We start from the raw sequence: 14,055 nt of genomic DNA, 5'->3' as shown, positions 1-14,055 counted from the left end.
ATCCTCCACCTGTGTGACATAAGTCGAAACTCTGGACGTGTACAGGATGCTCCACCTTTTCGACATATGTCAAGTAAGCGGATAAGCTCGAACCATGCCGAAAGCTCTGCCTGTGATCGACGTCAGCGCCCCGATCTGCTGCGAACCGGTTTCGGCCGCGCCGATGAGCGACAACGCGGCTCTCGAACTCGCCCTGCGGTTGAAGGCCCTGGCGGACCCGGTCCGCATCAAGCTCGTGTCGATCCTGCTCACCGCCGACGGCGGTGAAGTGTGCACCTGCGATCTCGCCACCGGCGTCGACCTGGCCGAATCCACTGTCAGTCACCACCTCGGGCAGCTGCGCAAGGCCGGCATGGTCGTATCCGAACGACGTGGGATGAACGTCTTCTACCGCGCCCGCGCCGAGTCTCTCGAGGCGTTACGTGCGGTGCTGGACCCGAACTGCTGCCGCTGACCCGTCATCGACCGCGTGGGCCGATCGTGTTGCCCGGTGTTCGAGGGCACGCCGCCGCGCAGTGGTGGCGCGGCAGCACCAGGAACGGGTGACCGCTCCCGCCCGAACTCACCGATCGGGCTCTGGTCCGTGCTCTCGGTCGACTCCGCAGGAAGAGGCGCCGTTGTCGTCGGCCCTCCGGGTCGCCCTCGAGGACCGCCCCAGCATCTCCCGGATGCTGCGGGGGTGAGCCGTCGCTGCGGCCGAAAGCCCGTCGAGCACAGCGCGATAGTTCTCGGCCGAAGGCTCGGCAACCGACTGCCCCGCCTCCGCCGCGGGTGCCCGATCAGGAAGGAACGATTCGAGCCAGTTCGTCGCGCGGGTAAGGGCAAGATCGCGGTCATCGGTATAGACGGCCGGCCACTGAATTCCGACCGCGGCGATGCGGTCCAGGATGTCGACAGCGCCGACGATGCCGTCCCGGATGAGAGCGGACACGAACTCGTGATCCTTGGTCCGGCCGGCGATAGTCTTTGCCGCACACAGATCTACCGGGTCCAGGCACAAACCGGTGCGCCCGTACTCCGCGCCGGAACCATCCTCAGCCGCGAAATGAACGAGTCGGTTCTCCCACCCGCGCGGCAGCACCACGGTGTCTTTGTGGATGCCCTCGACATAGACCCCGTGCAGATCATGGAAGGGCGAATCCTCCCCGACGAAAACGTCCAGGACACTGAGCTTGTCGTCGAGATCGATCCCGGCCGTGAACGCACTGCCAGGAGATATGTCCACCTCACGTGACATCGAAGCTTCCACGGGCAGCATCGAGTCGTCGTAGCTACCCAGAATGGACTGCGAACCGAAGACCACCACGTACGGCTCGTCGAGATAGGCGCACGCGGTCCGGATCGCCCGTGCGAACTGTTCGCGATTCACGCCGCGCGGTGTCGCACGGTATCGAGAACGTCGAGACGCTCGGACTCGGTCAACAACACGGTCAGGGGCGACAGATTTCGCATCTCGCGCCCCACCTCGTCATCGGAGAGCACAATCCGCCGGATCATGTCGAGATCACCGGTCCGCAAAAGCTGCTCCCACCGCCCCACGTGCTCGAGCATGGACTTGCCACGGACCTGCTCACGGATCCTGTCCAGACTCTGGCGAACCCGATCGGTGTCCACCGGCAGATGCTCGCGTTCGATCTTGTCCAGAACGGCAGTTTGCATGAGCTTTTGCCGGATGACCTTCCTCGGTACGACGGACATCTCAACTCCCCTCACGCTCGGCACCGAAAGTGCGTTGACCTGCCGGATTGATCTCTCTCAGTGTAAAGGATGCATGCCATTGCCCTGAAAGTGAGCGCACGAGCGGGAACGCGAAGTCAGGAAGATTGCCGCTTCATGGACCACAGCAACACCTCAGACATGAGTCATGCGGGTTGCAGTTCTCGCACCCGTCCGGTGCTGTCGGCCGCCGGGAGCGGCGGCACGGCGAAGCCTTCAGCTTCGGCGACCGCAACGAACGAGCGCCACCGGCGACTGACCGTGGACTTATCGACGTGCAGCCGCCGCGCAACCTGGGTTTGCCGCAGGTGCGGCTCGTCGATGAGGATCGCCGCCACGCGTTTGACCGGGTCGGTGAAACTGCCGTCGGCGAGGAACTGCTGCAACCCGGCCGCGGTGTGCGGGTAACCGTTGCGCGTTGCATCTGCGCCGCGGTCGTTCACGACAACGTCGGCGTCCACGATCGTCTCGGCGAGGGCAACACCCTCAACGCCGGACTCGTGTGAGGTTCCGGGTGATGCACCCTGCGCTTCGTGGTGCACCTCGTGGGCGCGGCCCGCATCGGTTGCGCTCTCCGGCGTTGCCACCGCGGCAAGCGTGAAATCATGCTCCGTCGTCTTCTCGGTCGCGGTGCGGATCGGTGCAGCGGTGTTGCTTTCGCGGTGCACGACATGATCCACCGTTGCAGCATCACGGCGTTGGGTGCGTTCGTCGATGACAACCTGCAGCATCATGGTGAACAGGTGAAACAGTGCCAGCCACAACAGCGGGAAGATCGCCGCAATGACCGCGGCAATGGCTGGGGGTTGCGGGATGAAGTCGAGCATCTCTCCCGTTGTAATGCGCTCGATGTTGCGGGCGGCGAGTTGATACGAGTGGTACGAGTTGCCCACCACACTCAACGCGACGGTGACGACCGCCAAGGTCATGCAGTAGCGGCGCGCCCAGGTGTGTCGGTTGGCAACGCGGAAGATGACGTAGCCGGCTGTTGCAGCGGCCTGTGCAACGTCGATGGCAACCGGCGCCATCCATGCACGGCTCGGGTGCACGTTGATTTCGATGGCCAGTGCCCGCAACGCATCGAACGAGAGCGTGAACGCCAACGCCGCGAGGAACAGGGCCATGGTCGCCACCGCGGCGACACCGAGCATCTTCGAACGCACCGGCCGCGCATCGTCGTGGTGCAACGGCGGTGCAGGCTGAGTGGAGTCATCGGACACGACGGAAGCCTCTTTCTACGACATTCTCTAGAGGGGCGCTGATTCGACTACGGACACGTGCTCTCGGCGTCTGACTCCCCTCCCGCCCCGGTGCGGACAGGACATCGACGAGGTGCGCCGCGCGAACCACCCGGAGACGGGCGGGTTGCCGGGTCGGTGGTCAGTTGAAGACGTCGACGAACCATGTGCCGTCGATCTGCTGGGTGGTGACGGTCTGGGTGATGCGGTGCACGCCGTCGGGGCGCAGTTCGGACAGGTCGACGAGGTAGACATCCTCTGACAGGGCCTTGGTGCGGACGCAGTAGTTGGTGCCGACGGGGATGTCGTCGATGAACGACTGCAGCTGCTCGGCCGGGACGACGGAACTGTTCGGGGTGGCCAGGGCGCGGGCGGCAACCGCGTCGCGCCGGACGTAATAGGCGTAGTTCCAGGCGGCGATCACCCCGGCGCCACTGCGCTGGTCACCCCGGTCGGCGCGGCACTCGTCATCGAGATCCGACGCCGGCGCCGTCGGCGTTGCGGACAGTTCGAGAATCGGTGTCCCCACATCGTCGGACGGCGGTGCTGCCGTTGCGGACTCCTCGCCGCGTGCACTCCACATCACCCCTATGGTGACGGCGGCAACCCCCACTGCAACGGCGATGGCAACCGCTGCAACGCGGCCTGTGCGCCTCGATGTGCGCGGCACAGGTCGCTCGTGTGGGGTCACCGCCGGTGCAACCAATGCACCGGCGATCGCATCGCCGGGTGCAACCGGATCGACGGTGGCACCCGAGCGCGGGGTGGGTGCACCGCCGAGAAGGTCGACGACAGCCGGATGCCGAGATGTTGTCTTGCCGAGTTTCATCGGGGTGCACCCACATCCTTTCGTGCGGTCAGGCGGAGGCCGGGGCGTCGGCGCCCTGTCCGACGGCGGTCGAGATCATCTCGGCGGCAGTGCCGGCCGAGCCACCGAAGAACGCCTCCAGGGTGGAGTCGACGGCGGCGATCACGTTCTCGCCGCCGGGTTGGGCCGTGACCCATTCGCGGGCTTGTGAATCGATGTGAGGTGCTGTCTGCACCGCGCTGCGCACGACCTCCGCAGCGGTGGCACCGACCGGTCCGGAGGTCTGCCACTGCTCGACCGTCGCCGCGGTCTGCTCGGTGATCACGTCCTGCTGCACGTCCGGCAACTCGATCTCGATCGGCTGGCCTTCGTCGTCCCCGGCACCGAAGGCGGTACCGGCAGTCAACCCGATCGCACCGCCGACGAGCGCGCCGGGGACTACGCCGACGGCGCCGCCGATTGCAGCACCGGCTGCGGTTCCTGCGACACCGGTGGTGATTTCGGGCAGCACCGGGATCGGCAGCGGCACCACCCCGCCGAGGGCGGCGCCGCCGATTCCGCCGATGGTGCCGCCGATCAGCGCACCGGGCACCGCACCGGCCACGGCACCTGCGGTCGCTCCGGCGACGGCACCGCCGATCTGTGCGGCGGCGACGCGGTCTGCGCGATCGGCATCGACACCGACGGAGCGCCAGAAGGTGGCCACCTGGGATCGGGTCAGGCCGGCGGTGTTGTTGGTGCGCTCGCGGTCGGCGTCGGTGACCCAGTTCGGCTGGGTGAGGTGGTAGTCGCCGATCATGATCTTCTCGGGCGGGGCAATGTAGATCGGGGCCTGCTCGACCGGGGTCGGAGCGTGCAGCGTCGACAGGTCCAGGGGCGGGGTGTAGGTGGCCTGCCGGTTGTAGCGGCCGGTGTCGTAGTCGTAGTTCGGCAGCGGCTCGTACTGCGGCTGTACGGCGGGCGGGGCGGACCAGTAGATCGGCTCGGACGGCGCCTGCGGCACAACTTCCACCTCGGGCTGCGGTGCCGGGGTCGTGGTGGTGCCGCCTTGCGTCCCGCCGCCGGTAGTGCCGCCCTGGGATGGGGCCGCCCCGGCGGTCGGGGCCAGCACCAGTCCTGCCGCCACTGCCGCGGTCGCGACGAACGCGGCCGTGGCCTGACGCTGGACTGTGCGGTGGCGACTGGCAGCGCGGCGTGCGGCGCGGTGAGGGGTGGGGTTGTCGTTGCTCATCGGGCATTGCCTTTCATCGGTCGGCCACAGGGATGGCCGGGTCTGGTCGGGGATCGGAAAAGGGTCAAGTGGAGCGGCCTCGCGCCCGGACCGAAAACGGTTCCGGACCAACGGGATCAGGGGACGTCTGCGATCAGGTCGACGACGGTGGCGGCGAGGACGGTCAACGCCTCGCAGGTGTCGCGTCGTAGCTGGCTCAAGGTGATGCGCTCACCGGAGGCGAACAGCGGCTCGAACGGCATCCGGCACACCGGCACCCCGAGTGCGGAGAACGCGTCGACGGCGTGGGTTTCGACCATCGGCACATCTCCCGGACCTTCGGTGATGACCACGACCGTGCGGGCGAGTACATCCGGGTGGACGGCGTGGATCGCGGCCAGGGTGCGTTGGGCAGCGACCGCGCTGTCGCGGCGCAGCGGCACCGGAACGATCACGGTGTGCGCGGCGGTGATGGCCCATCGCCAGCTGCCGGCGTGGCGCGAGTTGCCGGTGTCGGCGAGCAGCAGGTCGTAGTGGTGTCCGAGGATCGCCGCCAACGTCGCGGCGTCGTCGTAGCTCACCGGTGCCGCCGCCCCGGCCGATCCGGCGACGACATACGAGCCGCACGGCTGACGGGTCAGATACCGGGTGAGCACGGACGGGCGCACCGGCTGCGCCTGATCGCTGAGATCGGCGAGCAGCGACGCCACGTCCTGCCCTGCGGTCGGGGGGAGCGCGATCCGATCGGTGAAGCTGCCGCCGACCTCTCCGAGGTCCAGGCACGCGATCGTGGCGGGACCGCGGTGTTCGGCGATGGTTTCGGCCAGGCCGATGGCCATCGGGGTTTTGCCGACGCCGCCTTTGACGTTGGCGACGGTGACGAGCGCGCCCTCCGGCAGTAGGCGGCCGATCGATGTCTGTGCGCCGCGCAACCGCATCTCGCGCGAGTGCGCCTTCGGTGCAAGCTTCAGCCCGAACATCGCATTGACGCGTCCGCGAACACCGCTGCGGGCCGGTGCACCGGCCGCGGGATCCACACGGGGTGCGGACAGCGCAGACAGTGCATCGAACGACGCGCTGAGCGGCTCTGTGACCGAGCGCGCGGGTTGTGTGGATGTCGGTCCCGGAGTGGGTGCCGGCGCGGGCTCTGCGGTCCTCTGGGATGCCTTGGGAGCATTCTGTGCGGGCGTCTCGTACGTGATCGGGCCGGCCATCACGGTCACCGGTCCGGTCGGTGCCGCGGAGACCGGTTCCGCCGCTGCCGGTTCGGGTTCGGTCGCGACGACCGGGATGGGCACGCTCGGAGCGTTCTCGGTGAGCGTGCCGTCGGGACCGACCGTGAGAAACCGCGTGTCTTTGCCGGTCCGGTAGATGACCTCGACGGCGGACTGCTGCTTGACCGCCAGTGTGCACACGAATTCGTGCACGACAGCAGCCAGTGCCTTGTCCTCGGTCGCGGCCAGGTCCATCGGCGGTACATCGGCACCGGTGAGCGTCGCGCGTGCTGTGGTCGCGGAGGTCGCTTCGATCTCGACGGTCGGCGCCATCGTTAGTTGATCCCGCCGAAGGCACCGGCGCCGGCCAGTGCGGTGTCCATCTCCTCGACGACCGCCTCGGTCTGTGTCAGCTCGTCGAGGGCTTTGTCGCGGGCCTTGCCGTCGGGCAGCGCTTCGATCACCACGCGGCGCTTGGTGGCGGCGTCGCGGATCTCGGCGAGGCGTTCGCGGGTGAGTTCCTGGCGTTCGTCGAGCTTGGCCAGCCACACCGGCGAGGTCGCCTTGAAGTACTCGCGCAACGCTTTGATCACCGGATCGTTGGCGCCCTTGGATACGAACGGTCCGCGCAGCGCAGCAACGTCCTCGGCGGTGGGGGTGATCGACTGGGAAATACGACGGGTCATCGGGCAGTCCTTCCGGAGGGTGGTTGCTGGGGCGATAGATGAAGTGACAGGCGGTCAGGCCGGGACGCTTCGGACGCGACTGCTCAGTGGCGATCCGGCGCTCGCGCCGGGTGATGTCGGAGCATCAGGCGGGCTGTTCGACGAGGTCGGGTTCGGGTAGGACGACGACACCGGTCGCGTCGAAGGTGATGCGGGTCCTCACGCGGCCGGCGCCGACGGTCAGGACGGTCTCGACGACTTCGCCTCGGGTGCCGCGGCGCACGTCGACCGCCGAGGCGGTGACCGGCACCAGTTCGCCGTCTTCGTTGTCGATGAGCACGGTCTGGCCGGCGGTCACGCTCGACGCCGGGATGACATCGGCGAAATCGTCATCCTCGGGCTCCGGTTGTGGTGCGGCTCCCGTGCCGGGTTTGGTCATCGACACCGCACTGCTCTCCCCCGTCTCTGCGCCGCCGATGACGATCGGTTCGGGGACGCTGCTGTGGCTGCGCGCACGCCGTGCGAGGGCGCGTTCGGATTCGATGAAGTCGGCCAGATCCGGCGAGTAGCAGGTGAACTGCGGTGCCTCCGCTGGTATCAGGCCGTCGATGATCGCTTTTTCGCTTTGTGACAGTTGGTTCCACTTGTTCGGATGCTTGTCGACGTTCGGGGTCCACCACATCTGTGCATCGACCGGTGACCCGTCGTCACCGAGTGCGATCCCGCGGCCCTTGACTGAGGTATCGACTTCCCTGCCGACGGTGGAGTCGCCCCACATCATCAGCGCGCCGTCCTGCGAGAGGTTGCCGAGCGAAATGCGGGTGCCGAAGTTGTCGCGCGCATTGCCCGAGGCGCCGCCGAACAGGGACGCATCCGGGCGCTGCACGCCGAGCAACAATCGGATGCCGGCCGAGCGCGCGAGCACCGCCAGATCCGCCCACGCTCCGAGTGGGTCGAGTTCTTTGAGCTGTGTCTTGGTTTCGTCGTCGCCGGTCTTGGCCAGGCGCTGCCACTTGCCGGAGAGGATGAAGAACTCGTCGAGCACCGCGATCATCAGGGGCAGCTGTGAGCCTTCGATCTTCATCTGGTGGATGTAGGCGTTGCGCGCCATCATCTCGGTGTGCAGGGCGCGCACGAACATCGCCGCGCGCAGCGCGTCGTAGATGATCGCCCCGCACCCCGGATAGCCCTCGAGGCCGTCGAGTTCGATCATCTTCGGATCGACCCCGACGAACGGGATCCCGCGCCGCGCTGCCTCGGTGAGCAGGGTGCGGATCACCGAGGTCTTACCGCCACCGGTGGGGCCGACGATCAGGCAGTGCGGCTTGTTCGAGCTGGTGGACACATCCCAGAACATGATCCGATCCGCCGCACCGGTCGCATACGGCAGGTGCCGCAGGTTCTCATCGACCAGTTCCAGGGGATGGTCGACGCGGTCGGGCATGGCGGTGACCAACCGCATCACCAGATAGCCCTTGTTCGGGTACCAATCACACGTCCAGTGCCGTCCGGACTCGTGCGGGCCGGCCAGCGAGGCGAGGGCTTCGTCGACCTTGGCCTGAAACGCGGGGGCGCCGGCGTTCATCGACTTGGCGAAGGCGATCCGGTAACCGGTCTCGATACCTTCTTCGTCGAGGGTGTCGACGCTGACCTTCGGGCTCTTGAAGATCGACGCCGCGTCGAGCGCATCCTGCAGGACCTTCTGTCGCTCGCTGCGGGTATCCGGCGCGATCGCACTGCGGATGAGGACCAGGCGGTCGCGGTGCGCGTCGTGCCGCACCGTCATCGCCCACCACTCGTCGCCGAACGCGGATTCGACCGCTCGGGAGAACTGCTCGAACTGCTTGGGCCGGATCACCGCACCACGCGGCAGCCTGATCGTCGCGCGGCGCATCACATGTCCGCTCATGGGCAGCGGAACGGAGAGCTTTGTGGGTGTGTGGCCGGTGCTCTGCTGGACCATCGATTCGAGCATCTGCGCCCAGCGGCGAGCACGGTGACGCGAGACGTCGAGGCCGATGAGCGGTGCTGTCACCACTGTCAGTGGCCATCGGTAGTCGTGCAGCTGAGTCAGCACGTCGATCGCAGCCTGGTTGCCGGCTGCGGAGGCAATGAGATGGGAGCCGGCGAAGGCCGTTGCGGCAGGTACCGCCGTGAACGGCGAGACAGGCACGAAACGCGGCACACACGACGTGCCGTTGTCGTCACCGGCACGACCGCCGCGAGTGTTGGTGGTGTCGCCGAATGTGTCGAGCCAGGTAGCGACGAGCCAGTCCTTGAGAGGGTCGGGAGTTCCGCTCACTGCCTGTGCCTTTCGCTCGTGGTGGCGCTGACCGGGATGTGGTCCGGTGCGGTGTGTGCGAGCACCGTGGCAGGGAGCTCAGGTTTTCACCAAGCAGGTGAGCATGTTCCGCATCGGGTGAACGGTTCATGGTCCGGGATGCGAGAGCGCTGACCGATCATGCTGCGGTCCACCATGGTCGAGGCGCGCCGAGAGCGAGCCGGGTTCAGCACCGTGAACAGCGTTGAGCACGCAGCTCGTACAGCACCACGACCAGCGCTCATTCCTGCGACACCTACCGCAGCCGCGCACCGGCGCGAGGAGCGCTCGACCGAGCGCGTGCGATCGTGTTCGCAGGCGCTATTTCGAGCGCTCCCCGAGCCTTGGAACGACGCGGTTGTCGAGGATGTACATCGCCTACGCATCCAGCACTCCCAATAGCGTTCGACATGGGCGTCTGCGAATAGCGTTGGCGCCCGGCGGAATTCTGGATTACACTCCCCCCAAGGAACGCCGGGGGGAGTGACCCCGTAAGGGGTAGGCGTCGCGAGCGCTTCTTCAGGCGCCCCGTTCTACCACTCGAATCCGCCGCTGTGTTCCCGCGCTCATTCGAACGCTGTGGGAGCATGCTCGCGCACCACTCGTGCAGCGAGCTGTTTCCGGCGATCCGATCACCGCCCGGCGAACTGCTTTTCACGCCGCATGTGCACGGCGTCGATCCATGTATAGCCGGCACCACTGTGAGCGCTCTTCCGCTCACCGCAGCACCGGCACGACGACGCGCCGACGAACACACCGCTACGTCAGCACCGCCCTTGAGTGCGTGAACTACGCTGCTGCGCAACCCCGGCCCGGGCGCGCTCGGCACTACCCCGCAGCCTCGCTTATCGAGGCAGGTTTCTCGCGCTCGATCAGTGCGCCGATCGCGGCGGATCTGTGTCGGGTGTGCGGTCACCTGCTTGGTCGAGATCGGCTCCTCGTTTTACGTTCTCGGCCGTCGCCTTTCGGGCGTACGACCGAACCCGTCACTGGAGTGCTCATGTCTCTCGCGTCAAGCCTTGCCGAATTGGCGATCACGACCGTCCCGCGCGGTGACGTGCTGGCCCAGACCACCGAGGTCACTACGACCGGGGTGCGCGCCTGGATCGAAGACAACATCGTCTTCACGATCCTCGTGCTCATCGCCTGTGTGGTGTTGATGGGTGGGCTGCGCGGCAACTTGTCGAAGGTCGTCACCGTCGGCGGCCTGTCGCTGGTCGGCATGGCGTATCTGGGCATCGCGACGAACACCACCGCGGCGACCGGGATCGGCAACTGGATCCTCGGCCTGATCGGCATCCAGGTCTGACCACCACCGCGTGAGCACCCACATCAGTCCAGGGAAGGGAGATCGTTCGTGATCGACAACGACGACATGCTGCACCGCGTGGACCGCCACTACCTCGGCCCGACCGGCTTCACCCTGCCGGTCCGGCTGCGCTACGGAGCTGTCGGGCTCGGCGCCGTCATCACCGCCACGGTCTTCGTCGTCGCACGCGCGATCGTGCACGTGCCGCTCGGCTTCCAGTCCCTGGTGCTGATCGTCGGGATCGGTGTGGTGATTACCGCGCGGGTGACGAAGTACGTCAACGCCGACCGTCCCTTGCGCTCGGTGATCACCGCGGCGTGGAACGACCTGACCGCGCCGCGTCCACCCACGCCGGGGCAGACCGTCGTGCTCCGCATCCCCGCGGCCTTCCACACCGCGCGCAGTACCGGCGCCGCTATGTCGAACGAAGGGAACTCCACCGATGCGTTCACAGCCTGACACCGACATCGCCGCGCTGTTCGACCCGAACTTCGACGCACCCGAACCGGCCGTGGTGCCGCCGGGTGCGTTGCCGCCGTCGTGGGCCGCCGCGATCGCCGCCCATCGCACCGACTCCCCCACCACGTCGACCGTTTCCCCAGCGTCGCCGTTGGCGTGGTCCCAGGTGCCCGACAGCAGCCTCACCGCACCCGCTGCAGAGCCCGACCCGACCACTGCAATCGACACAGATGTACCGGCCGACAAGCGCAGGCGCGGACGCAGAAAGCGCGGCAAGACAACCCACACCGACGCGGAGTTCACCCGCCAGTCGAAGGCGGCGGCCACACGCGCCGAGCGCGCACGCAAGGCGGTGCGTCTGCAGCTGGTCGGGGTGGAAGGCAACATCACCCGCACCCGCACCCAGTCCACCGCATGGTTCGTCCAGCCTCCGGGGCCGTGGAACATGCGCCCCGTCGCCCGGCAGCGCCGCTACATCCAAAACGAAGCGCTGGTGCTGGCGAACCTCGCCGAAGCCGGCGTGACCGGTCTGCACCGCCGGCTGGTGCGCACCCCGTGGGCGGTGCGCGCATGGGCGCAAGCGCACGACGGGTGGGCCGAACCGATCCCGGATGTTCCCGGCGCGTTGTCGTGGTCGGATTACCTGCGCGGTCAGCAGCACGCGATGCTGTGGGGCAACCCCACCCTCAAAGGCCGCTACTGGGGCATCGAACTACCACCCCGCGCGGCACTCGCGGTCGGACTCGACACCGTCTCCGAATGGCTACTGCCCATCGTCGACTGGCCGCTGCTCGGACGCGTCGCGAAACTGGTTCGCGCGTGGGCGCGCACCGCCTTCCTCAACGAGCAGAAGACGCTCGCCGATCACCTCGCCACGATCGAACGCATCCTCTCGGGACAAGGTGTGCGCGCCAAGCCCGCCACCGCCGCACAGATGGACTATCTGCTGCTGCGCTCCGCCTCGCTCGGGTTACCTCTCGACGCCGAGGGCGTGATCTCCGGCGGCGGGAACTGGGAGCACTCCGATGTCGCGGCGCTCGAAGACCTCACCGACCTGGAACTGACTCCCGGGGACGGGTACACCACCGTGCGCGGTCAGGTCGGCGGCCGCGACTACACCGGCTACGCCATCGTGCTCACGGTCGGGCGCATGGCGCCGCTGCCGATCCCGGAGAAGATGCTGCCGTGGCAGGTCCTCGGCGACTCGTCCGGTGAACCGCTCGAATGGTCCGAACGCCTCCGCCTGAAAACCAAGAGCCAGACCATCCGCAGTCTGCGCCGGCTCACCGCGCGCATCGAGGCGCAGTTCGACCACTACACCGTCGAACACGACCAGGTCCCACCGCAAGAGTTGGCCGAACAGCACGCGCTCGCGCAGCGGGTGATCTCCGACATCGAAGACGACCACTCCGGGCTGTCGGTGCGCACCGAGGGGTGGTACCGCGTCCTCGTCGTCGGCTCTTCGCCCGAGGACGCCAGGGCGAAGGTGTCGATGCTGCAGGAGATGTATGCGCCGCGCATCCGCCTCGAGCAGGAGCACGGGCAGTACCAATTGCTGCGTGAATTCCTCCCGGGTGAGCCGCTCGCCAATATCGCGCACTGCCGGCGCATGAGCGTCGAAGCCGTCTCCGCCGGGATGGCCGCAGTCGGTGACCGAATCGGGGACCGCACCGGCGTGGTGATCGGCGAGACCGCCTCGATCGCCCCGCGGCCGGCGGTATGGGATCTGTTCGCCGCGCACGAGAAGAAACACAAGTCCGGCCTGACCCCGATCGTCGCGGTACCCGGCTCGGGCAAGACCTTCCTCGCCGGAATGCTCGTCTACCAAGCAGTGCGCGCCGGGGCCTACGGGGTGGTGCTCGACCCGTCCGGGCCGCTCAAGAAACTCGCGCAGCTCCCCGAATTCCGCGGCGTCGCCGACGTCCAAGCATTGACCGGGCGCACCTCCCGCCCCGGCTCCTTGAATCCGTACCGGGTGATCGTCGACCCGCGCCGCGACGACCCCGACTACAACCCAACGAACCCGGACTACGCCGACGATGCCGATCCGGTCGCCGCCGCCCGCGCCCAGTACGAAGCCGACCTACGAGCGGCGCAGGCCGAGCGAATCTCGGTGGCGGTGTCGGTGCTGAAGATGATGCTCTCCCCCGCCCGCCTCGAGCACGAGTGGACCGAAACCGTGCTGCAGACCGCGGCGAACACCGTCGGCGGCGAACGTCACCACAACCTGCGTGAAGTCCTCGACGCGATCGAAGCGCTCGGCCGCGACGATGAGAACGCTGATCTGCGTACCTGCGCGCGCAGCGTGCACCAAGAGTTGTCGATGATGGCCGACCTCGCCGAAGCCCGCGTGCTCTTCCCCGAAGCGGGCACCACCGGCGAGCCGGAGGACAGCGTCGACAACACCACTCGACTGACGGTGTTGACGATGCCCGGCTTACAGCTCCCACCCACCGGCACCGATCCGTCGCAGTGGACCCCACAGCAACGCATGGCCGGCCCCCTGATGCACATGGCCGCGTGGCTGGCAAACCGGCTCGTCTACGAACTGCCGCGCTTCGAGCGCAAGGTGCTGTTTCTCGACGAGAACAAGTACCTCGAACAGACCGGCGCCGGCCGCACCCTGAACCTGCGCATCGCCCGCGACAGCCGCAAATACAAGGTCCGCGCCCTGGTGTGCTCGCAGCTGCCCGATGACTATCTCGGTGTCGATGGCAGCGACGACAAGTCCGCGCTGACCTACGAGGTGATCATCGGCGATCTCGGCGGCAACACCCATGCCATCGACGGCGCCCTCAAGCTGCTGAATCTGCCCGCCGGGGAAGGTTACGAAGCGCTGCTGGCCGATCTCGGTGGCGGTGGAGAAGACACTCTCGACGAGGACACCGACACCGACCACCTCGATCAGGCCCGGCGGTTCATCGTGAAGATGGCCGACGACATCGAACTGATTCGCTCGGACTGGACTCACTTCGTCCACCTCGCGCATGTGTTTGCCGCGCTTGATTCCCGTGCGACCCGAGCCGCGATGGGCGCCCCGGCGTGAGCGCGCAGCAAGCACGCCGGACGTTTCCGGTCCCGTCGCTCTCCGTCCGCTACGTTGGGCGGCCCGGCGA

Annotated in this window: 12 protein-coding genes; 4 read left to right on the top strand and 8 right to left on the bottom strand. The window is 67.3% G+C overall.

What is annotated here, in order from left to right; genetic code table 11:
- Nucleotides 1–94 precede the first annotated feature (94 nt).
- Nucleotides 95–454 carry an Rv2640c family ArsR-like transcriptional regulator gene (locus OCS65_RS29750; RefSeq protein WP_263510591.1) on the top strand — a complete coding sequence of 120 codons (360 nt, stop codon included), beginning with the start codon at nucleotides 95–97 and terminating at the stop codon, nucleotides 452–454.
- 108 nt (nucleotides 455–562) lie between these two features.
- Here the strand turns inward: OCS65_RS29750 and OCS65_RS29745 are convergent, their stop codons facing one another.
- The 8 genes from OCS65_RS29745 to OCS65_RS29710 all read right to left on the bottom strand — a co-directional run bounded on the left by OCS65_RS29745 (nucleotide 563) and on the right by OCS65_RS29710 (nucleotide 9,153).
- Entirely contained in the window at nucleotides 563–1,369 is an 807-nt protein-coding gene (locus OCS65_RS29745; protein WP_263510590.1) for a hypothetical protein, read from the bottom strand.
- Nucleotides 1,366–1,698, bottom strand: coding sequence for a hypothetical protein (locus OCS65_RS29740; RefSeq protein WP_024100426.1), 333 nt, complete (start codon nucleotides 1,696–1,698; stop codon nucleotides 1,366–1,368). Before OCS65_RS29740 ends, OCS65_RS29745 begins: the two co-directional genes overlap by 4 nt.
- 164 nt (nucleotides 1,699–1,862) lie before the next feature.
- Nucleotides 1,863–2,936, bottom strand: coding sequence for a DUF2637 domain-containing protein (locus OCS65_RS29735; protein WP_263510589.1), 1,074 nt, complete (start codon nucleotides 2,934–2,936; stop codon nucleotides 1,863–1,865).
- Nucleotides 2,937–3,096: 160 nt separating this feature from the next.
- Nucleotides 3,097–3,783 (bottom strand): DUF8176 domain-containing protein, encoded by a 687-nt coding sequence (locus OCS65_RS29730; RefSeq protein ID WP_106201744.1) that lies wholly within the window; start codon nucleotides 3,781–3,783, stop codon nucleotides 3,097–3,099.
- Nucleotides 3,784–3,811: 28 nt separating this feature from the next.
- Nucleotides 3,812–4,993 carry an insoluble domain protein gene (locus OCS65_RS29725; RefSeq protein ID WP_263510588.1) on the bottom strand — a complete coding sequence of 394 codons (1,182 nt, stop codon included), beginning with the start codon at nucleotides 4,991–4,993 and terminating at the stop codon, nucleotides 3,812–3,814.
- 116 nt (nucleotides 4,994–5,109) lie between these two features.
- On the bottom strand, nucleotides 5,110–6,519 hold the full coding sequence (locus tag OCS65_RS29720) for a CpaE/TadZ family protein (protein WP_263510587.1): 1,410 nt from the start codon (nucleotides 6,517–6,519) through the stop codon (nucleotides 5,110–5,112).
- Nucleotides 6,520–6,521: 2 nt separating this feature from the next.
- Entirely contained in the window at nucleotides 6,522–6,872 is a 351-nt protein-coding gene (locus OCS65_RS29715; RefSeq protein WP_138998890.1) for a hypothetical protein, read from the bottom strand.
- Nucleotides 6,873–6,996: 124 nt separating this feature from the next.
- Complete coding sequence (locus tag OCS65_RS29710; RefSeq protein WP_263510586.1) at nucleotides 6,997–9,153, bottom strand: type IV secretory system conjugative DNA transfer family protein; 2,157 nt, start codon at nucleotides 9,151–9,153, stop codon at nucleotides 6,997–6,999.
- A 1,018-nt stretch (nucleotides 9,154–10,171) separates the two neighbouring features.
- On the opposite strand from OCS65_RS29710, the gene OCS65_RS29705 reads away from it, so the two are divergent.
- From OCS65_RS29705 to OCS65_RS29695, 3 genes are read left to right on the top strand one after another with little or no spacing between them, the layout of a single operon-like run.
- Nucleotides 10,172–10,480, top strand: coding sequence for a hypothetical protein (locus OCS65_RS29705; protein WP_120285355.1), 309 nt, complete (start codon nucleotides 10,172–10,174; stop codon nucleotides 10,478–10,480).
- A 48-nt stretch (nucleotides 10,481–10,528) separates the two neighbouring features.
- Nucleotides 10,529–10,939 carry a hypothetical protein gene (locus tag OCS65_RS29700; RefSeq protein WP_263510585.1) on the top strand — a complete coding sequence of 137 codons (411 nt, stop codon included), beginning with the start codon at nucleotides 10,529–10,531 and terminating at the stop codon, nucleotides 10,937–10,939.
- Nucleotides 10,923–13,985, top strand: coding sequence for an ATP-binding protein (locus OCS65_RS29695; RefSeq protein WP_263510584.1), 3,063 nt, complete (start codon nucleotides 10,923–10,925; stop codon nucleotides 13,983–13,985). Before OCS65_RS29700 ends, OCS65_RS29695 begins: the two co-directional genes overlap by 17 nt.
- The last annotated feature ends 70 nt before the right edge of the window (nucleotides 13,986–14,055 follow it).

The sequence above is a fragment of the Rhodococcus aetherivorans genome, from assembly GCF_025722975.1.
Classification (GTDB): domain Bacteria; phylum Actinomycetota; class Actinomycetes; order Mycobacteriales; family Mycobacteriaceae; genus Rhodococcus; species Rhodococcus aetherivorans.
The sequence above is the reverse complement of the archived record's forward strand: the minus strand, read 5'-3'. Positions and strand labels throughout refer to the sequence as shown.